The sequence below is a fragment of the Janthinobacterium lividum genome (assembly GCF_034424625.1).
Taxonomy (GTDB): Bacteria; Pseudomonadota; Gammaproteobacteria; order Burkholderiales; family Burkholderiaceae_D; genus Janthinobacterium; species Janthinobacterium lividum.
Genome location: NZ_CP139976.1, coordinates 2,078,069 through 2,096,772, shown reverse-complemented (window position 1 = coordinate 2,096,772; position 18,704 = coordinate 2,078,069). Strand labels below are relative to the sequence as shown.

Annotated in this window: 19 protein-coding genes; 6 read left to right on the top strand and 13 right to left on the bottom strand. The window is 63.8% G+C overall.

Annotated features, from left to right (window positions below):
* Positions 1-77 precede the first annotated feature (77 nt).
* The 3 genes from U0004_RS09545 to U0004_RS09535 form a co-directional block, all read right to left on the bottom strand.
* A complete protein-coding gene (locus tag U0004_RS09545; RefSeq protein ID WP_081345561.1) occupies positions 78-1,238 on the bottom strand; it encodes an AI-2E family transporter in 1,161 nt (386 codons plus the stop codon).
* Between the two features lie 89 nt (positions 1,239-1,327).
* On the bottom strand, positions 1,328-2,527 hold the full coding sequence (locus tag U0004_RS09540; protein ID WP_070255134.1) for a DUF1501 domain-containing protein: 1,200 nt from the start codon (positions 2,525-2,527) through the stop codon (positions 1,328-1,330).
* A gap of 20 nt (positions 2,528-2,547) precedes the next feature.
* Positions 2,548-4,092 carry a DUF1800 domain-containing protein gene (locus U0004_RS09535; protein ID WP_070255137.1) on the bottom strand — a complete coding sequence of 515 codons (1,545 nt, stop codon included), beginning with the start codon at positions 4,090-4,092 and terminating at the stop codon, positions 2,548-2,550.
* 257 nt (positions 4,093-4,349) lie between these two features.
* Between U0004_RS09535 and U0004_RS09530 the strand changes: the two genes are divergently transcribed.
* Positions 4,350-4,727: a c-type cytochrome gene (locus U0004_RS09530; RefSeq protein WP_070255140.1), complete on the top strand. Its 378-nt coding sequence runs from the start codon at positions 4,350-4,352 to the stop codon at positions 4,725-4,727.
* Between the two features lie 44 nt (positions 4,728-4,771).
* On the opposite strand, the gene U0004_RS09525 is transcribed toward U0004_RS09530, so the two are convergent.
* On the bottom strand, positions 4,772-5,686 hold the full coding sequence (locus tag U0004_RS09525; protein WP_070255143.1) for a LysR family transcriptional regulator: 915 nt from the start codon (positions 5,684-5,686) through the stop codon (positions 4,772-4,774).
* Positions 5,687-5,912: 226 nt separating this feature from the next.
* On the opposite strand from U0004_RS09525, the gene U0004_RS09520 reads away from it, so the two are divergent.
* A complete protein-coding gene (locus U0004_RS09520) occupies positions 5,913-6,929 on the top strand; it encodes a zinc-binding alcohol dehydrogenase family protein (protein WP_070255146.1) in 1,017 nt (338 codons plus the stop codon).
* On the opposite strand, the gene U0004_RS09515 is transcribed toward U0004_RS09520, so the two are convergent.
* Positions 6,930-8,198: a glycerate kinase type-2 family protein gene (locus tag U0004_RS09515; protein WP_070255149.1), complete on the bottom strand. Its 1,269-nt coding sequence runs from the start codon at positions 8,196-8,198 to the stop codon at positions 6,930-6,932.
* An 89-nt stretch (positions 8,199-8,287) separates the two neighbouring features.
* Here U0004_RS09515 and U0004_RS09510 point away from each other — a divergent pair, with 89 nt between their 5' ends.
* On the top strand, positions 8,288-8,641 hold the full coding sequence (locus U0004_RS09510) for a YnfA family protein (RefSeq protein ID WP_034786368.1): 354 nt from the start codon (positions 8,288-8,290) through the stop codon (positions 8,639-8,641).
* Positions 8,642-8,647: 6 nt separating this feature from the next.
* Here U0004_RS09510 and U0004_RS09505 read toward each other — a convergent pair whose 3' ends face one another.
* Positions 8,648-9,049 (bottom strand): tellurite resistance TerB family protein, encoded by a 402-nt coding sequence (locus tag U0004_RS09505; RefSeq protein WP_034786369.1) that lies wholly within the window; start codon positions 9,047-9,049, stop codon positions 8,648-8,650.
* Positions 9,050-9,126: 77 nt separating this feature from the next.
* Positions 9,127-10,089: a TerC family protein gene (locus tag U0004_RS09500; RefSeq protein ID WP_035826186.1), complete on the bottom strand. Its 963-nt coding sequence runs from the start codon at positions 10,087-10,089 to the stop codon at positions 9,127-9,129.
* Positions 10,090-10,248: 159 nt separating this feature from the next.
* On the opposite strand from U0004_RS09500, the gene nhaR reads away from it, so the two are divergent.
* A complete protein-coding gene (nhaR, locus tag U0004_RS09495) occupies positions 10,249-11,148 on the top strand; it encodes a transcriptional activator NhaR (protein WP_034786371.1) in 900 nt (299 codons plus the stop codon).
* 6 nt (positions 11,149-11,154) lie between these two features.
* On the opposite strand, the gene U0004_RS09490 is transcribed toward nhaR, so the two are convergent.
* Positions 11,155-11,325, bottom strand: a complete 171-nt coding sequence (locus U0004_RS09490; protein WP_231958605.1) for a zinc-binding dehydrogenase — start codon at positions 11,323-11,325, stop codon at positions 11,155-11,157.
* Here U0004_RS09490 and U0004_RS09485 point away from each other — a divergent pair.
* Both U0004_RS09485 and U0004_RS09480 read left to right on the top strand, forming a co-directional pair.
* Positions 11,324-11,893: a LysR substrate-binding domain-containing protein gene (locus U0004_RS09485; protein ID WP_070255152.1), complete on the top strand. Its 570-nt coding sequence runs from the start codon at positions 11,324-11,326 to the stop codon at positions 11,891-11,893. The two genes, U0004_RS09490 and U0004_RS09485, sit on opposite strands and share 2 nt — an antisense overlap.
* Before the next feature lie 86 nt (positions 11,894-11,979).
* Positions 11,980-13,302 carry a chloride channel protein gene (locus U0004_RS09480; protein ID WP_070255155.1) on the top strand — a complete coding sequence of 441 codons (1,323 nt, stop codon included), beginning with the start codon at positions 11,980-11,982 and terminating at the stop codon, positions 13,300-13,302.
* On the opposite strand, the gene U0004_RS09475 is transcribed toward U0004_RS09480, so the two are convergent.
* The 5 genes from U0004_RS09475 to U0004_RS09455 all read right to left on the bottom strand — a co-directional run bounded on the left by U0004_RS09475 (position 13,299) and on the right by U0004_RS09455 (position 18,672).
* Entirely contained in the window at positions 13,299-14,414 is a 1,116-nt protein-coding gene (locus tag U0004_RS09475) for a toxin-antitoxin system YwqK family antitoxin (protein WP_139144121.1), read from the bottom strand. The two genes, U0004_RS09480 and U0004_RS09475, sit on opposite strands and share 4 nt — an antisense overlap.
* Before the next feature lie 77 nt (positions 14,415-14,491).
* Complete coding sequence (locus U0004_RS09470) at positions 14,492-14,986, bottom strand: MarR family winged helix-turn-helix transcriptional regulator (RefSeq protein ID WP_070255161.1); 495 nt, start codon at positions 14,984-14,986, stop codon at positions 14,492-14,494.
* A gap of 79 nt (positions 14,987-15,065) precedes the next feature.
* Complete coding sequence (locus U0004_RS09465; protein ID WP_167468644.1) at positions 15,066-16,190, bottom strand: toxin-antitoxin system YwqK family antitoxin; 1,125 nt, start codon at positions 16,188-16,190, stop codon at positions 15,066-15,068.
* Between the two features lie 154 nt (positions 16,191-16,344).
* Positions 16,345-18,180: a lipid A export permease/ATP-binding protein MsbA gene (gene msbA, locus U0004_RS09460; protein ID WP_070255168.1), complete on the bottom strand. Its 1,836-nt coding sequence runs from the start codon at positions 18,178-18,180 to the stop codon at positions 16,345-16,347.
* A gap of 108 nt (positions 18,181-18,288) precedes the next feature.
* Positions 18,289-18,672: a hypothetical protein gene (locus U0004_RS09455; protein ID WP_070255181.1), complete on the bottom strand. Its 384-nt coding sequence runs from the start codon at positions 18,670-18,672 to the stop codon at positions 18,289-18,291.
* Positions 18,673-18,704: the final 32 nt, after the last annotated feature.

The window sequence follows — 18,704 nt, the reverse complement described above, 5'->3', positions numbered from 1 at the left end:
CTGTTATCAAGTCAGCTCCGTCCGGCCACGCCGGGAACGCCTCAGTACCGGCCAGCGGCACGCTGACCGACCCCTCACTACTGTGTGCGTTCCGGCGCGGCCGGGCTGGCAGGTGTTTCGGCAGCTGTACCGGCCAGTGCGTCGGCACCTGCGTCGGCAGCTATGCTGGAAGGCATGTTGGCAGGCGGTACGTGGTCAGTCGCATTCGCTTCGTACCACAGTGTAACGAACAGCACCATCACGACGGGACCGATGAACAGGCCCACGAGACCCAGGGTTTCCACGCCGCCCAGGATGCCGAACAGCACGGCCAGGAAGGGCAAGCGGGTGGCGTTGCCGATCATGCCGGGGCGCACGAAGTGGTCGGCAACGAACAGCACGATGGTGCCCCACACGGCCACGCCGATGGCGGCGCCCACATTGCCCTGGAAGACCAGCAAGGCGGCCGCGCACAGGTAAGCGAGCGGCGCGCCGAACGGGATGATGGCCAGGATGCCCGTGGCAAAAGCCCACAGGGCAGGCGACGGCAAGCCGGCAACCGCATAGGCGATGCCGATCAGCACGCCTTCGGCCAGGCCCACCAGTACCAGGCCGTTGACGGTGGCGCGGATGGCCGTGGGGATCTTTTGCGCATACCGGCCCCACCGTTCGGGACGCAAAAAATGGCTGCCGACGGCCGTGATCTGGCGCGTCAGCGCTTCGCCATCCTTGTAAAAGAAAAACAGGCATAAAAACGCCAGGCCGAAGTCGACCAGGCGATGGAACACGTCCGCCCCCAGCACCTTGAGCATGTCGCGCGCGGAATGAAAGCCGCCCACGGCGCTGCCCGCAAAGAAGTGGCCCAGGCCGTGCGGCTGGCTCAGGGTGGCCAGCCACCAGTCGCCGATGGCGCTGCCGGCCAGCGGAATATGCGCCACCCAGTGCGGCACGGGCAAGCCGTCGGCATTCGCATGCACGATGAAATTGGCCAGCACGGGTACTTCGCGCGCCGCCTGCGCCACGCCGAACAGCACGGGAATGATGAAGATGCAGGCAAATGCCAGGGTCAGCACGGCTGCCGCGACGATGGTGCGCTGGCCCAGCGCCGCGCGCACGCGCAGGTACAAGGGCCAGGTAGCCACGCACAGGATGCCGGCCCACACGAGCGGCAAAAAGAAACGCTGCATGACGAAGGCCGTCGCGGCGATCAAGGCCAGGGAAAAGCCTGCGCTGACAATATCGCGCTGGGTATCGTTCATGCCACTCCATTCGTGCCCGGCGCCACAAGCCGCCGGTTTTCGCTACGCGCCAGTTGCGCAGGCGTAGCGTAACACGGTGGCATTCCGATTTACACGAGCCCCAGCTCCGCCGGTTTCACGCCGGCAAACACGTGATCGAGCTGCGCCGAGGTCAAGCTGAAGGTGCGGCGCAGCAAGCCGCCCAGCACGGCCCGGTATTCATTCAGCACGGGCATGTCGCGGTTCTGGAACAACGTCGCCTGCGCAAGCGCCACTTGCTCGCCCGCCACCTGCTTGCCTTTGATGCCGCCGCCCAGCACCCAGAACACGCTGCCGTGGCCATGATCCGTGCCGCGGTTGCCGTTTTCGCGGAAGGTGCGGCCAAATTCGCTGACCACCACCACCACGGTATGGCGCCAAGCGCTGCCCATTTCCTGCGAAAACGCTGATAACCCCCGTCCCAGCTCATCGAAGCGCCCCGCCAGGTAGCCGCTGGCGCCGCCCTGCCCCACGTGCGTATCCCAGCCGCCCACATCGACGAAGCCGATGTTGTATTTATCCTTCATCAAACGGGCGATGCGCTGCGCCTCCAGTTCAAAGCCCTTGGTACTGATGGCGTTGCGGTTGGCCGCCTGCATCTCCCCCGTCAACTCCTTCGTCACGTCGTCGCGCACGACAAAGCCCGCGCTGACGGGTTGCTGCAGGGGCGTGCCCCGGTACATGGCGGCGATGATCTGGCTTTGACGCGCATCAATGCCCGACTTGCCCACGGAACGCAGCGCCATGTTCGGCACTTGCACGCCGCCCTGGAAGATCAGCGGCAGCTGGTCCGTGAAGGCGATGGCGGGATTGAGCGGATTGGCCTTGCTGCCATTCAAGGTCTGTACCAGGCGGTTCAGGAAACCCGAACGGAAGTCGCGGCGCGTGTTGATCTCTTGCCCCAGCTCGATCGTGTCCTGCGTTTCAAAATGGCTGCGCGTCAAATCCGTCGTGCCCGCAAACGGGATGAAGGCCGCCTCGCCGCCCGTGAACATGGGATAGATGGTCTCGCGCAAGGCTGGATGCAAGGCCCAGTCAGCGTTCAAGGCCAGCGCGCCGTTTTCCTCGCCCGGTTTCGCAATGGCGATATTCGGCCGCGCCGCATAGTAAAAATCGCTGCCGACCGGCACCAGCAAGTTGTTCGCATCATAGCCGCCGCGCAAAAAGACGAACAGCAGCTTCGCATCCGTGGCCGGTGCGGCCAGCAGACTGCCCGCATGAGTCAACAAGGGTGCGGCGGCCAGGGCTTTTAACAAGTCACGACGATTCATGGCAATCCTCCGGTTTCAACTTAGCGGTGCATCATTTCGGGTGACGAGAGCAGGAAGGTATTCCACTCCTGCGGCGAGGCGGCCTGTTCCAGGGCCAGCCGCGTGGCGGGACTCAAGGCTGGCTGCAGCGACTGGTAATACAGGGCGCTGGCCAGTTGCGGGAAGGCCACTTTTTCTTGCGGCTGCGGGCCATCCGTCTTGAATAGGCCGGCGCTGCCCGAGCCGATGGTGCGGGCGATATCGAAACGCGTCGTCATCTGGCCGGGGCTGGCCCAGGAGGCGTCCGCCAGCGGATAGCCGTCCGGCGTCTGGCGTCCGTACAGGAGCTGGCCCATGCGCAAGAGCCAGCTTAGCATGGGGCCCGCGTTCAGGATGGGCTTGTCGTCATAGCTGAGGCGCACGGCCGACACCACATAATGCATGGGGTCCTTGAATTTCTTGCCCAGCGACTGCTTGAACTCCGGGCTGCTGAACATGGTTTGCAACACGTCGGCGATCATGCCATCGCTCTGCTGGAAGGTGGCGGCCATGCGCGCCACCAGCGGTGCGGGCGGATTGTCGCCGACGAAATACTGGGCCAGCTTGCCGCTGATGAAATGCGCGGTGGCCGGACTGCGGCTGAGGCGGTCCAGCGCTTCATCGAGCTCGGCCAATCCCCTGCCCTTCACCGTTTGCCCCAGGAATTGCTTATCGCCGTAATCGTGGCGGTTCGGATTGAATTCAAACAAGCCCCGGCGCACGTATTGCGATTGCAGCGCCGGTTTCACCTTCGGCGTGTCCGCGCCCAAATTCACGCCAACGCCCGTCAGGATGCGCGCCAGTTCCTGCACATCCGCCTGGCTGTAGCCGCCGTTGACGCCCAGGGTGTGCAGCTCCATCAGCTCGCGCGCATAGTTTTCATTGATGCGCTTGGCGGCGTTGGCTTCATTGTCCAGGTAGCGCAGCATGGCCGGATGGTGGACGGTGGCGCCCAGCAAGTCGCGAAATTTCCCCAGCGCGTGCGGCGCGATGGCGTTCGCCTCGTAATCGCCGACCATGGCGCGCAAGTTGTGCTTGCCCTGGTGCACGCTGAAATGGTTGAGCCAAAACCAGCTCAGCTGCTGCTGCAACTGGTTCGGCGAATACACGTCCAGCAACAGGGAGCGCGTGGCCGCTTCGCGCGCCAGGCGGTTCAGTTCCTGCTGGTACTCCTTTTGCGTCTGCTGCTTCGCCATGTCATCCATGACGCCGGCCGACTCCTTGCGCTTTTGCTCGATAGAAAACACCAATTGATCGAGCGGCACCTGGCTGATGGTCATGGCGTCGATTTGCGCGGCGATGGCCGGCGGCAAGGCCGCTTTTCCTGGATGCAACTGCGCCTGCAAGTAGGCGTTCCAGCCTTGCACCTGCACCTGGCGCACGCTGCCCCCGTTCACGCCCCAGCTGACCCGTTCCAGCATGGCGATGTCCTGCGCGGAACTGGTTTGCGCGCGATGACCGGCCGGGACGGCAGGTTCGGTTGCGGCGCAGCCGGCCAGCAACAGCAGGGAAATCAAGGTCGTCGGCAACAGTCGGTTCGGAGTCATGGCAGTCCTTCAAGCGGTTTCATGCAGAATGCCTGAGGGTACGCCCAGGTTGACCTGCGCATGATTGCCATTTGCAACGAGTTGTAATCCAGCGCGATAGTTTTCCGGCCAACCTTTCGCAGGCAAGAGTGCCGCGGGTACCATTACGAATGAATAATCTCGGATAAAATATTATCGGGAGAATGGCGTATTGCAATGGCAGCTGCGTTTTCTCTCGAACCAGACATTATCCATACAAAAATCATATTAAAAAATAGATGAAAATATTGTTTATCGCTGCATTCGGAATGTTATCGCTGATTCAAACACCATCCTCCTTCGCGGAAAATCTCAACGGGAAAACGCTGTATGTACAGAGATGCGCCGTGTGCCATGGAGCAGAGATCAAGGGAACCGGGCCATTGGCGAATAAAAGCAATCCTCCCACGCCGGACCTGACCACCGCCGCTTTCAAAAAACGCCTGAAAGATTATCCGGGCGTGATTGTATCGTCGGTCATACTGCGTCCGAATGGCGATTTGATTCCAAAGACCTTGAAAGAGAATGGCGTCAAGATCGCACCATATGCCTGGCGGGTGAAGGATTTTCGCGATTTGAATCAATACATGAGTGACGTGATTCTAAAAAATCGATGAAATCAGGCTGAGCGGCGGGAACATCGCAAATGAGCAATCCACCGTCAATCATGCTGTTTCAATAGCTCAGCACATTGGTCGCGCAGGAAATCGCGCAGCTGCAGCACCAGCGGCGTCACCTGCGCCCGGTGCGTGCAGACCAGGTGCAAGGGCGTGGCTTCGCCCGCCACGCCGGGCAACAGCGCTTGCAGGCGGCCGGCGGCCAGGTCTCCCGCCACGTCGAGCCGCGATTTGTAGGCGATGCCCAGCCCCGCCACGGCCCAGCGCCGCACCAGGTCGGCGTCGTCGGCGCTGCGGTTGCCGCTCACGGACACCGTCACTTGCTCGCGCTGGGGCAGGCGGTAAAAGGTCCAGCGGTCGTGCAAGCCGTCTTCCAGCGCAAAGCGCAGGCAATTGCGTTGCGCCAAATCTTCCAGCGCCAGCAGAGGGCCATGTTCGCGCAGGTAGGCGGGCGACGCCACCAGCACCCGGTCGTTGGCGGGCGCGATCGGCATGGCGACCATGCTCGAATCGTCTTGCTGGCCATAGCGGATGGCCACGTCGACTTGCTGGCGCACCATGTCGGCCACCCGGTCGCTGACGCTGAGCTGATAGTGCAGTTTCGGATGGCGCGACTGGAATTCGTCCAGCCAGCCCAGCATCAGGTTGCGGCCCAGGTCGGAGGGCATGGCAATTTTCAAGGTTCCACCGAAACTGTCCTTGCCGGCCAGCAGCGCATCGTGGCCTGCGCGCAGCAGGCGCAAGGCTTCCCGCGCGTGTTCCAGGTATTGCGTGCCTTCCGCCGTCAGGCTCAGCGAACGCGTCGTGCGGGCCAGCAAACGCAAGCCCAGCTCCCCTTCCAGGCGCTTGACGGCGGCGCTGGCCAGCGCGGGCGAAATGCCGATCTCGCGCGCGGCCGCCGACAAACTGCCCCGGTCGGCCGTGCGCACAAATACCTGCAAGTCATCGAGTCGCAGCAATTTTCAGCATTCCTTTGAAAGTGTTTCGGTACGCGCCCTCTTTTTCCCTGGCGAGAAAATGGCCATGATACGTCATCAAGCCTGTATGGCGTAGGTCGGATTAGGTCCGAAGGACCGTAATCCGACAACATTGTTGGCGTGGCCGATGGTGGTGTCGGATTACGCGCGGTACAGCCACGCTAATCCGACCTACCCGACTCCATCACTGTTTTACCAAAGGAAGAATATGAAAGCCATCGCCTACCACCACAGCCTGCCCATCACGGATGCCGACGCCCTGCTCGACATCGAGCTGCCCGTGCCCGTCGCCACGGGGCGCGACCTGCTCGTCGCCGTGCACGCCATCTCCGTCAATCCCGTCGACACCAAGGTGCGCAAGAACCGCGCCCCGAAAGAGGGCCAGCCGGAAGTGCTGGGCTGGGATGCGGCCGGCGTCGTCACCGCCGTCGGCCCCGACGTGACCCTGTTCCAGGTGGGAGATAAAGTCTGGTACGCGGGCGCCATCAACCGCCCCGGCAGCAACAGCGAATTCCAGCTGGTCGACGAGCGCATCGTCGGCCACATGCCCGCCAGCCTGGACTTCGCCCCGGCCGCCGCCTTGCCGCTCACGGCCATTACGGCCTGGGAATTGCTGTTCGACCGCTTGCAGCTCAGCCGCGACAAGAGTCTGACAGGCAAGTCCCTGCTGGTGATCGGCGCGGCCGGCGGCGTCGGCTCCGTGCTGGTGCAGCTGGCGCGGCAATTGACGAATGTCACCATCATCGGCACGGCCTCGCGCGCGGAAACGGCGGACTGGGTGAAGGAATTGGGCGCCCACCACGTGATCGACCACAGCCTGCCGCTGGCACAGGAGATCACACGCCTGGGCTTGCCGCCCGTCGATTATGTGATCAGCCTGAACCAGACCGACAAGCATTTCGAGCAGATCGTGGAACTGATCGCGCCGCAGGGCAAGTTCGCCCTGATCGACGACCCCGAGCACATCGACGTGCGCAAGTTCAAGGGCAAGAGCGTGTCCCTGCACTGGGAACTGATGTTTACCCGATCGCTGTTCCAGACGGCCGACATGCTCAAGCAACATGAGCTGCTCGAGGATCTGGCGCAGCTGGTCGACGCGGGCACCATCAAGACGACGCTGGCCGAGCGCTTCGGCACGATCAACGCGCAAAACCTGAAACGCGCGCATGCCTTGCTGGAAAGCAATACGGCGAAAGGAAAAATCGTGCTGGAAAACTTTAACTAATCAGGTAATCAGAATGGCCCGGAAATCATTGACGTTCGTCAATGTCGGGCCCGTGATCACGGCGTCTCCCAGCGCCTGGAAGAAGCCGTGGCCATCGTTGTCGTCCAGGCTGTCGCGCGGTTTGATGCCCTGGGCCCAGGCCCGTTGCAGGGTGTCGGGCGCCAGAACAGCGCCGGCGATGTCTTCCTGGCCGTCGACGCCATCCGTGTCGCCGGCCAGCGCGTGGATGCCTTCATGCCCATCGAGCGCGATGCCCAGCGCCAGCAGGAATTCCACGTTGCGCCCGCCGCGCCCGTTGCCGCGCACGGTGACGGTCGTTTCGCCGCCCGACAGCAGCACGCACGGGGCGGGAAACGGCTGGCCCCGTGCGGCCGTTTGCAGCGCGATGCCGGCCATCACCTTGCCCACGTCGCGCGCCTCGCCTTCCAGGCTGTCGCCCAATATATACGGCGTGACGCCGGCCGCGCGCGCCACGGCGGCTGCCGCTTCGAGCGCCATCTGCGGCGTGGCGATCAGGGTGGTGTGCGTGCGCGCCAGACGGGGATCGTCGGGTTTCACGGATTCGCCGCGCCCGCTTTCCAGCGTTTTGCGTATGCTTTCCGGCAAGTCCATGCCATAGCGGCGCACGATGGCCAGCGCGTCCTCGCACGTGGTGGCGTCGCCCACCGTGGGGCCGGAAGCGATGTCGCCCAGCTTGTCGCCAGGCACGTCGGAAATGGCTAGGGTGACGACTTGGGCCGGATGGCAGGCGGCCGCCAGCCGCCCTCCCTTGATGGCGGACAAATGGCGGCGCACGCAATTCATTTCGCCGATGGTGGCACCCGAGGACAGCAGCGCGCGGTTCAGCGCCTGCTTGTCTTCCAGGCTGATGCCATCCAAAGGCAAGGCCAGCAGGGACGAGCCGCCGCCCGAGATCAGGCACAGCACCGTGTCATCAAGCTGCAAATTGGCGACCAGCGCGAGCATGCGCCGCGCCGCGTCCATGCCGGGCGCATCCGGCACGGGGTGCGACGCTTCGACGATCTCGATGCGCTCGCACGGCACGGCATAGCCATAGCGCGTGACGACGAGGCCCGACAGCGGCCCCGGCCAGTGCTGTTCCACGGCTTGCGCCATGGCGGCCGACGCCTTGCCGGCGCCGATGACGATCAGCCGCCCCTTGGGCGCGGGCGGCAGATGGGGCGGTATGCAGTGCGATGGCTGGGCCGCTTCGATGGCGGCCTGGAACATGGCTTGCAGCAAGGCGCGTGGCACTGGGGTGGTCGTCATTTTGTTTCCTCCGGGATCCGGTCCCGATCATAGCAGGGCCGGCAGCCTGGCAGCTACAATGGCTGCTTGACGGTAAAAACAGGAATGCAATGAACGATGCAATTGAATGGACTGGACTGGCCCGCACCTTCGGGCTGTTTACCGTCACGGCCGTGGCCGAACTGCTGGGCTGCTACCTGCCCATGCTATGGCTGAGCAACAAGGGCAGCGCCTGGCTGCTGTTGCCGGCCGCCGTCAGCCTCTTGATCTTCGTCTGGCTGCTGACCTTGCACCCGGCCGCCAGCGGCAGGGTGTATGCCACGTATGGCGCCATCTATATCGCCACGGCGCTGGGATGGCTGTGGCTGGTGGACGGCGTCACGCCGGCCTGGACGGACATCGCCGGCGTGGGCCTGGCCCTGGCCGGCGCCGCCGTCATTGCGATGGGACACAAGACGGCTTGATGTGCATCACGCGGCATGCGCGCGGAAGTTCGTTTCCGCCGACCATGCCGCGCTGGCGCGGGCCAGCAAGACGGCTTCGCCATCGGCCAGCCAATCGTCCGCATCGGCGATCTTCCACATGGCTTGCAACAGCTTGCGGCGCAAGTCCGGGTCATCGATTTCATCGAGCAGGCTGTCGATCACGCCATTGGCCAGCTGCACGGCGCCATGCACGGTCGACGTCAGCATGTCGTCGCACAAGTCTTGCAGCAGTTGCTGGAAGGCGGCCGGCGCCAGGTCGATATGCTCGAGGATCTTGCTGCGGTGCATGGCTTGCAGCTCGGCGCTGGCCAGGTTGCCGTCGACCACCATCATCAGGGCCAGGATACGTCCCGCTGCCTGGGGACTGTTTACTTCATACGTACGCATAATCTCTTTTCCATTGTGAGGTTAAAAAGCGCGCCACCGCCACGCGGGGCGCGCCATATCGTTGTTAAATTCGCTGTTTACTTCTTGTCGCTGCGGGTGATGAACACGCTGGCCACGCAGCTCGACACGATCAGGACTGCCACCACCAGCAACGATGCTTCCACCGGCACGTGGTACCACGGCATGATCAGCATCTTTGCGCCGATGAACACCAGCACCATCGCCAGGCCGTACTTGAGCATATGGAAGCGGTCAGCCACGTCCACCAGCAGGAAGTACAGGGCCCGCAATCCCATGATGGCGAACAGGTTCGACGTGAAGACGATGAACGGGTCCGTCGTGATGGCGAAGATCGCCGGAATCGAGTCAACCGCGAATACCAGGTCCGTCACCTCGATCAGGATCAGCACCAGGAACAGCGGCGTGACATAACGCAAGCCACCCTTTGCCACGAAGAAACGCTCGCCGTGGTCGCCATCGGCCACCCGCAAGTGGCGGCGGGCAAAGCGCAGCACCGGGTTGTTCGCCACGTCCGGTTCCGCATCGGCCGCCACCAGCATGCGCATGCCTGTAATCAACAGGAAGGCGCCGAACAGGTACAGCACCCAGCTGAACTCGCTCACCACCCATGCACCAGCCATGATCATCACGGCGCGCATGACGATCGCGCCCAGCACGCCATAGATCAGCACGCGGCGCTGGTACTGGATCGGCACCTGGAAGGCGCTGAAGATCAGCAGGAAGACGAACACGTTATCGACCGACAGCGCTTTCTCGATCAGGTAGCCGGAGAAAAATTCCAGCGCCTTCTGGTTGGCGATCTCGGGACCGGCCGTGCCGTTCAGATACCACCACAGTCCGCCGTTGAACAGCAGGGCCAGGCTGACCCACACGAGCGACCATGTCGCCGCTTCCTTGACACTGACCTTGTGCGCCTTGTTGCCGCCAAAGACGAACAAGTCCAGCGCCAGCATCACCAGGACAAAGGCGATGAAGCCGGCCCACATGGGGGCCGTTGCAATACTTTCCAGGCCGTTCATCGGCGGCCTCCGCAATGCTCTGTTTGTATCCTGAAGTCCATGGCACTCTCCTTGCATGAATTGAGCAGCCATCATAGTCCGAATATAAACATCGAACAAATCGAATATAATTTAAGAATACATCGAAAAACTCGATGCATTAATCTACCGGGAAATACCATGTCGACACTCAACTTCAAGCACTTGCGCTATTTCTGGATGGTGGCCAAGACGGGCAGCATCGCCCGCGCGGCCGAGCAGCTGCACCTGACGCCGCAATCGATTTCCGGCCAGCTCAGCGAGTTTGCCGACACCCTGGGCGTGGAACTGTTCCGCCGCAGCGGGCGCCAGCTGGAATTGACGGACACGGGCCGGCGCATCCTCAGCCATGCCGAAAGCATCTTCAGCACGGGCGATGAATTGCTGGAAATCGTGCGCGACCAGTCGCGCACCACGACGACGACCTTCCGCGTCGGCTGCGCCGATTCCGTCTCAAAACTGATCGCCTGCCGCCTCGTCGCGCCGGCGCTGGGACTGGCCGAACCGTTGCGCATCATTTGCCGCGAAGGCCGGCTGGCCAGCCTGCTGGCGGACCTGGCCGTGCACCGGCTCGACCTGATCATGGCGGACCGTCCCATGCCGGCCCACTTGAGCGTGCGCGGCTTTAACCATTTGCTGGGCGAAAGCGGCATGACCCTGTTCGGCACGCCAGCGCTGGCCGCCACCCTGACGGGGAGCTTCCCGCAATGCCTCGATGGCGCGCCGCTGCTGCTGCCCGGAGAAGACTTCGCCATTTACGGACGCTTGCTGCAGTGGCTGGGCGACAACAACCTGCACCCGCGCATCGTCGGCGAGTTCGACGACAGCGCCATGATGAAGGCCTTCGGCCAGTCCGGCGCCGGCCTGTTCTTTGCGCCCACCGTGATCGCGCCCCAGGTCTGCGAACAGTACGCCGTGGTGGCGCTGGGCCGGGTCGACAGCCTCGTCGAGCAAGTCTACGCGATCACCACGGAACGGCGCCTGAGCCACCCGGCCACCATCGCCATCAGCCAGAGCGCGCGGCACGAGCTATTCGTGTAAGCCGGTTCAATCGCTGACGACGATCTTGCCCGGCTGCCCGCCCCGCTCCAGCAGCGCATGCGCGCGCAACACGGTGGCCGCATCCATCGGCGACAAACGCTGCTGCAGCGTATGGCGCAGCGCGCCCTCATCCAGCAACCGCGCCACCCGCTGCAAAATCCGGTGTTGCTCGATCATGTTGGCCGAATTTTCCCAACGGCACCCTGCCATCGCCCTCGAGCTGGATTTTTCCGATGCGCTGGCCGACGTCGTCATCCGCATCGGTAAGCCCCGCGATTCGCGCCTGGCCGCGCGCAAGCTGGGGCAGTTCCGCTCCTGCCTCGTGGCCTCGCCCGCCTATCTGGCGCGCCACGGCACGCCCAGCCGTCCTCTTGATCTGCAACACCATACCTGCCTGCACTACCGCTTCCGCCACAGCGGCAAGGTCGAACAATGGCAACTGCACCAGGAAGCCGAAGCGCCGCTACCGGACTTGCCTTTGTCGATGGTGTGCAACAACGTGGAAGCACGCCTGCACTTCGCCCGACAAGGCCTGGGCATCGCCTGGCTGCCCGACTTTCATGTGCGCAGCGCCATCGATGACGGCAGCCTGGTCGAAGTGCTGAGGGACTACGCGATCGCCGGCCATCCAGCCCACAGCTGCTGGCTGCTGTGGCCGTCCGGACCGCACCTGGCGCCGAAAGTACGGGTCCTCGTCGATTTCCTGGCCGAGGCGAAGCTGTTGTCGCCTCTTGCCCACAAATAAGGCACAGGAAATACATTTGAACAAATACATCTATATAATGGCAAGTCACCCCGACGCCCTGCGCGCCCCTTCCTGGACTTGCCGCAATGAAGCACTTGCACGATATTCCCTCTGCCTTCAAGCATGAATTTGCCAACCCGCGCCTATGGTGGTCGCGCGCCGTCGTTGTCGGCATGGCCGCCATCGCGGGCCTCGTCGTCGTGGGCTTTACGTGGCTGGCGGAAGAAGCGCTGGACTTGTTTCTGTTCTTTAACGGCAAGGCCTGGTGGTTCGCCCTGCTGTGGACGCCGGCCTGCGCCGCCCTGCTGGTCTGGCTGACGCGCCGCTACGCGATGGGCGCGGCCGGTTCCGGCATCCCGCAGGTGATGGCGACCCTGGACCCTGCCGTGGCGCCGGAACAGCGCTCCTTGTTTGTCTCGTTGAAACTCAGTGCCGCGAAAATCTGCCTGACGGCCGGCGGCTTGCTGGGGGGATTGTCCCTGGGGCGCGAAGGGCCGTCCGTGCAGATCGCCGCCGGCGTGATGCTGGCCGCGCGCCGCTGGCTGCCCCGCCACTCGCAGGTGAGCGCCCATTCCCTGCTGGTGGCCGGTGGCGCGGCCGGCATCGCGGCCGCCTTCAACACGCCGCTGGCCGGCGTCATGTTTGCCATCGAGGAACTGTCGCGCTCGCCGGAACAGCGCAACAGCGGCCTGATCGTCGCCGGCATCGTGCTGGCCGGCATGATGGCCGTGTCGATCCACGGCAACGCCACCCATTTCGGCATCATCCACCCCGGCCCCATCGGCCTGGCGCTGGCCTTGCCGGGCTTGCTCGTGACCCTGGTCGCGGGCGTGGCGGGCGGCCTGTTCGCCCGGCTGCTGCTGGCCTCCGCCCGGGGCAATCCACTGGGAAAATTGTCTGCGTGGAGAAAGGGCCGGCCCGTGCTGTTCGCCGCCGTCTGCGGCGTGCTGGTGGCGGCCATCGGCATCGCCAGCCACGGCGCCACGTTCGGCAGCGGCACCGTGGCCACGCGCGCCATGCTGGAAGGCGCCAGTGACGCCTCCCCCGCCTTTGTTGCCTTCAAGTATGTGGCGACGTGGCTGACCGTCTGGTCGGGCGTGCCTGCCGGCATCTTCGCGCCGTCCCTGGCCATCGGCGCCGGCATTGGCCACGATATCGCCGTGCTGCTGCACTACCCGCACGCGCCGGCCCTGATCGCGCTGGGCATGGTGGGCTTCCTGGCCGCCGCCACGCAGGCGCCGCTGACAGCCTTCATCATTGTCATGGAAATGGTCGATGGTCACGGCATGGTGCTGAGCCTGATGGCCTGCGCCGTCGTCGCCAGCACCGTCTCGCGCGTACTCAGCGAACCGCTGTACGGAGCGCTGGCGCAGCTGCAATTGCAACGCTTGCCAGCGGCAACAAGCTAGAAATTGCGGCAGGCACGCAGCAAGCGGCCATCCTGCCACTCGCAGATGGTGCGCGTGCCGTCGCCGGCCCAGGCCCGTTCCAGGCCCTGCTTGCGCCCGTGCACGTAATCCACGGCATGGCGGGGCGAGCCGTCCGCATGCCACTCCCGCCAGGCGCCATGCGGCACGTCATCATGGTAGGAAGCGAGCCGGGCAAGCTTGCCGTTCGCATGCCATTGCCTGTCCTCGCCCTGCGCGCGGCCCTGCTCATCCTGCTGGCGCTGGCGCAGCGGCGTGCCATCGTCGCGCCAGCTTTGCGTGCTCAGCATGACGCCATCCTCGAACAGGTTTTTCTGGTCCAGCTGGCCATTCGCGAAATACAGCAGCGACCAGCCCTGCGGCTTGCCATGCAGGAAATTGAGGCGCGACATTTCACGGCCGTCCGGCCACCAGGCCTGGTGCAGGCCGTTGCGCTGGCCGTCCAGATACGGTCCCCGCTCGGCCAGCCTGCCATCCGGATGAAACGCCGTCACTTCACCGGTCAGCACGCCATCGACGAAATGCGCGCGGTTGCTGACCTGGCCATGCTCGTCAAAGCTCAGGAATTCGCCATCGGCGGGCTGGCCCGCGTGATACAGCAATGCATGCCTCAGCTGGCCATTCGCATGATAGTGGCTATGCAAGCCTTCGTACTCGCCTGCGCGGTAAGCCTTGCGGCTTTTCACCGTGCCGTCCGCATAGTACGCGACGGTCACGCCATCGAAGTCTCCCTCCCCATTGCGCTCTTCCAGCAAGCCCAGCTGGCCATCGGCGAAATACACGCTGCGCTGGTAGACGTAACCGGGCGACGCCAGGTCCGTGCTGCGCAGCCAGGCATCCATGTGCAGCCTGCCTGGCGGCTGCGCGAAATGCAGCTGCCAATGCCAGGCCTGGCGGGCTGCATCGTGGCGCAACGGTGCGCGCTGCTCGTACATGGCCGCAGCGGGCGCAGCGGGCTGGTAATCCGCGTCGAAATAGAGGGAGGCCGGCGATTGCCCGGAAGGCAAAGCCGGGATGACCAACTCATTGGCCATGCAAATGGTGGAAGAACCGGCCAGGACGGTGGCCAGCAAAACGGATGTGAATATCTTCAATGCGTGCTTTCATCAACGGTGCGACAGCGCCGATGATAATGGCAAGCGCGGCGGTCCAGCCGCACGCTTGCCAGTGATTACATGGTGAACGGAAATGGTTGCATGCCCGCCTGCCTGTCATCGGGAGCGACGACGGCCAGCAAGGCGCTCAAGCCCTGGTTCAGGTGCGCCAGGCTGTCTGCATCGAGCTGGCTCAGCGCGCTGGGCAGCAAGCCGCGCGCCGGCTGCGGCGCGCCGGCGATCACTGCCTGCCCTTCCGCCGTCAGGGTCAGGGTCACCACGCGCTGGTCGGGCTGGTCGCGCGCCTTGCGCACATAGGTTTTCTTGACCAGCGCCTCGACCAGGTTGCTGGCCGTCGTCTGGTGGATCGACATCTTGCTGGCCAGCTCGCCCATGCGCAGGCCCGGCCGCTCCAGCAATTCCTGCATCACCCACAATTGCGCGCCCGATACGCCGCATTGCTTCTCGATCTGCGCCGAGTGGCGCTGCGCCGCGCGCATCACGACGCGCATGTTTTGCAAGGCCATGCCTTGCGCCCTGGCCATCGCCGATACTTCCGCTTCCACCACCATTGCCTCCAGTTATCCCGCCGGCTTCACGCCTGCTGGCGGGCCGGAATCCCTGCATGATACCTGCAAAGGCGGACGACTCCTAGCGCATGGAAACTGGCTCTCCGGCTTGCCACGCCTGCTCCAGCACCAGCTTGCCGGCCTTGTCCCAGTGGCGCTCGATGCCGTGCTTCTTGCCGTGTTCGTACGGCACGATCTGGCGCAGGCTGCCGTCGTCGTACCACGTCTGCAGCAAGCCGTGGCGCTGGCCTTCGACAAACGGGGTCACGCTGGCGCGCGCGCCGTTGGCATGCCAATCCGTCGTGTCGCCGTGGTCGCGCCCCTGCGCGTCTTTCTGCCAGGCAAACACGGGCCGGCCATTCGGGGCCCACGTTTGCAAGCTGAGCACGGCACCCTTCTGGTACAGCGTCTTGTTCGACACGACGCCATTGCCATGGCTTTCAAACGACCAGCCGTCGGGTTGGCCGTGCACCCAGACGGTCCGGGCCAGCACCTTGCCATCCTGCGCGTACATGACGAACTCGCCCTCGCGCTGGCCATCGACGTACCGCCCCTTCCGGAACAGCTTGCCATCGGCATAAAACGATTCCTCCACACCATCCATCTGGCCATGGCGTCGATACGAGCGGTTGCTGACGGCCCCGTTCGCGCCATACGACACTTGCTCACCATCGGCCATCTCGTCGCCGTGATACAGCGTGCGGCTCATCAGCTGGCCATTCTGGTGATACCTTTCCGATATGCTGTCGCGCCCGTTCGGCAAGGCGATCACCCGCTGCTGGACCTGGCCATTCTCGAAGTACACACTGCCGCCGAGCAGCTCCTCGCCCTGGGCATTGAAATAGGTTTCGCGCAGCAGCTGGCCATTCTCGTAGTAATACTTGCGAAAACGCACAAATCTGACCTGGCTCAGGTCCAGGTCCGTGGCATAGGTTTCAAAGGCGAGCACGCCCGGCGTGTCGGGAAATTCAAGCCGCACATGCCAGGCGCCCAGCACCTCGTCGCGCACGGGCGGCGTGCGCAGCGCATACACGGCGCGGCGCTGGTTGCTCGGCATGAAATTTTCATCCAGATACATGGTCCTGTCCTCTTCTTGCGCGTGATGGGAAGCCGTTGCCGGCGTATCTTCCTGTGCCGCCAGCGGCAAGGCCGTACTCATACCCAGCGCGGCGGCCAGCAGCCAGCGCATTGTCTGTTGATTCTTCATGTTGCTCCATTGTTCATGTTGCTTTGCGGCTGCCATCATAAAGGCAAGCGCCGGTCGCCGCAGGCACGATTGCCGCCCCATGAAAAAAGGCCGGGACGGACCTGCTGGTCCGGCTCCGGCCTGGCGCATGGGCAGGCGCAGGATGGGCCAGGCGTCAGCCCAGGGCATCCTTGACGGGCGACAACTGGCTCGCATGCAGGCGCGCATACGCGCCGCCCTGCTGCAGCAAGTCCGCATGGCTGCCCGATTCCACCAGGCGCCCGCCCTGCATGACGACGATGCGGTCGGCGCTTTCGATGGTCGACAGCCTGTGGGCGATGACGATGGTGGTGCGGTTGCGCATCAGCACTTCCAGCGCGGCCTGCACGGAGCGCTCCGACTCCGTGTCCAGCGCGCTGGTCGCTTCGTCGAGCAGCAAAATCGGCGCATCCTTGTACAGGGCGCGGGCGATGGCCAGGCGCTGGCGTTGTCCGCCCGACAGGCGCGAACCGTTCTGCCCCGCCTGGGTGTCGTAGCCTTGCGGCAACTGCATGATGAAGTCGTGGGCATACGCGGCACGCGCCGATGCTTCGATGCGGTCCTGGTCCGGGGCCGGGTCGCCATACGCGATATTCGCCGCCATCGTGTCGTTGAACAGGATCACATCCTGGCTGACGAGGGCAAACTGGCGCCGCAGGGCCAGCAAGGCGTAGTCGCGCACGTCGACGCCGTCGAGCAGGATCTGGCCGCCGCTGACGTCATAGAAGCGCGGCAGCAAGCCCAGCAAGGTTGTCTTGCCGCCGCCGGAACCGCCCACCAGAGCCACAGTCTCACCGGCGCGGATATCGAGCGTGATATCGCTCAAGGCCGTGGGTGCATCGGGATCGTCGCTGTTGTAGCGGAAATGCACGTTCTGCAAGGACAAATTACCCTGCACCGCGGCCGGGGCCACTGTGCCCGGGTCCGGTTCCAGCGGCGTGTCGATCAAACCAAAAACGGACTCGGCCGCAGCCAGACCCCGCTGCAGCGGCTCATTGATCTTCGTCAAATTCTTGATCGGCGACTGCATGGCCATCAGCGCGCCCATGAACGCGACGAAGGCGCCCGGCGTGATGGCGCCGCTTTGCGCGCGCAGCATGGCGAAGTAAATCACGGATGACAGGGTAATGCCGACGAGCATCATGATGAAGCCGGAATTCATGGCCGAGGTAGCCGCGTGCTTGACGGCCAGCTGGCGGTTGCGCTTGACCACGTCGACGAAGCGCGCCTGTTCATAATCCTGGCCGCCAAAGATTTTCACGACGCGCTGGCCGGCTATGCTTTCGTCCAGCACGGACGTCAGCTCGCCCACGGCTTGCTGCGAACTCTTGCTCAGGTGGCGCATGCGGCGTCCCGCCAGGGTCACGACGATGGCGACGATGGGCATCGAGGCCATGCAGAACAGGGCCAGTTTCACGTCGATGCTGAACAATAAAATCAAGTAGCCGACGGTGGCGACGGAATCGCGCACCATCACGTTGAGCACGTTCAAGCCCGCCTGCGACACCTGGCTGGCGTCGAAGGCCACGCGCGACTGCGTCAAGCTGGTGGTGGTGGTATCGAAAAAGCGGCTGGGCAGCCGCATGATGGTGGCGAACATCTTTTCGCGCAGGTCGGCCTGTACCCGGCTCGATAGCCAGACGGAACCATAATCGCCGGCAAAGCTCGACACCATGCGCAGCACGGCCAGGCCCAGGATAGTGGCGGGAATCACCCACAGGTCCACCTGCCCCGCCTGTGCCGGCAAGAAACGGTCGACCCAGCCCTGCAACATGCCCATCACGCCGGACACGGGCGCGACCTGCGTGCTGGCCGTCGCGCGCATGGCGTCGACGACGTTTTGCAACTGGCGGATTAACAACACATCGGTGGCGGACGCCACGCCCACGGCCAGCAAGGTGGCGGCAACGATGGCGCCATAGCGGCGAAACTGGCCGGCCAGGCGGAAAAACAGGAGGCGACTTTGCTGCATGCAGGTGAGAAAAGTGAGGGTAAAGCGTGATTCTAACCGCTGCAACACTTACTTATGAGAAAGTCGCACCTTGCCGGTGCAGAACCGGCAAGGGAAATGCACGGGCAATCAGCTCTTCGCCACTTTCCACGCGGCCGTGCCGGCCTTGCAGACCTTCAGCTTGAGGGTCTGTTCCTGGCCCTTGGCGTTCAAGGCAACCTGCACCTTGCGGCATGTTTGCGCATCCGTCTTTTCCGTGTCGCTGGCCGTGATCTCGGCGGCGATGCGCACGGAATTGCGCAAGCCTTCATTGCTCCATTGCACGGTTTCGCCATCCTTCTTGTCATTGAGCACGTCGGTGACGGCCTTCACGAAGACGGGCTTGTCGTTCTTGTTCAGGTAAGCCATGGGCGTATCGGCCAGGAAACCCAGGCCGACGGCGGAAGCGGAAGCGCTGAAGACGACGCTGCCGAAGATCAGGGCGGACAGCAATGTGGCGGGACGAATACGCATGGAAAACTCCTTTAAAGTAAAAATAGGGACCG

Bases quoted from the DNA above. Each gene is read 5' to 3' on its own strand.
- U0004_RS09520 (WP_070255146.1), top strand. From the start codon at position 5,913: ATGAAAGCCATCGCCTACCACCACAGCCTGCCCATCACGGATGCCGAC.
- U0004_RS09515 (WP_070255149.1), bottom strand. From the start codon at position 8,198: ATGACGACCACCCCAGTGCCACGCGCCTTGCTGCAAGCCATGTTCCAG.
- U0004_RS09540 (WP_070255134.1), bottom strand. From the start codon at position 2,527: ATGAATCGTCGTGACTTGTTAAAAGCCCTGGCCGCCGCACCCTTGTTG.
- msbA (WP_070255168.1), bottom strand. From the start codon at position 18,180: ATGCAGCAAAGTCGCCTCCTGTTTTTCCGCCTGGCCGGCCAGTTTCGC.
- U0004_RS09500 (WP_035826186.1), bottom strand. From the start codon at position 10,089: ATGAACGGCCTGGAAAGTATTGCAACGGCCCCCATGTGGGCCGGCTTC.
- U0004_RS09530 (WP_070255140.1), top strand. From the start codon at position 4,350: ATGAAAATATTGTTTATCGCTGCATTCGGAATGTTATCGCTGATTCAA.
- U0004_RS09465 (WP_167468644.1), bottom strand. From the start codon at position 16,190: ATGAAGAATCAACAGACAATGCGCTGGCTGCTGGCCGCCGCGCTGGGT.
- nhaR (WP_034786371.1), top strand. From the start codon at position 10,249: ATGTCGACACTCAACTTCAAGCACTTGCGCTATTTCTGGATGGTGGCC.
- U0004_RS09505 (WP_034786369.1), bottom strand. From the start codon at position 9,049: ATGCGTACGTATGAAGTAAACAGTCCCCAGGCAGCGGGACGTATCCTG.
- U0004_RS09510 (WP_034786368.1), top strand. From the start codon at position 8,288: ATGAACGATGCAATTGAATGGACTGGACTGGCCCGCACCTTCGGGCTG.
- U0004_RS09480 (WP_070255155.1), top strand. From the start codon at position 11,980: ATGAAGCACTTGCACGATATTCCCTCTGCCTTCAAGCATGAATTTGCC.
- U0004_RS09545 (WP_081345561.1), bottom strand. From the start codon at position 1,238: ATGAACGATACCCAGCGCGATATTGTCAGCGCAGGCTTTTCCCTGGCC.
- U0004_RS09455 (WP_070255181.1), bottom strand. From the start codon at position 18,672: ATGCGTATTCGTCCCGCCACATTGCTGTCCGCCCTGATCTTCGGCAGC.
- U0004_RS09485 (WP_070255152.1), top strand. From the start codon at position 11,324: ATGTTGGCCGAATTTTCCCAACGGCACCCTGCCATCGCCCTCGAGCTG.
- U0004_RS09470 (WP_070255161.1), bottom strand. From the start codon at position 14,986: ATGGTGGTGGAAGCGGAAGTATCGGCGATGGCCAGGGCGCAAGGCATG.
- U0004_RS09535 (WP_070255137.1), bottom strand. From the start codon at position 4,092: ATGACTCCGAACCGACTGTTGCCGACGACCTTGATTTCCCTGCTGTTG.
- U0004_RS09490 (WP_231958605.1), bottom strand. From the start codon at position 11,325: ATGATCGAGCAACACCGGATTTTGCAGCGGGTGGCGCGGTTGCTGGAT.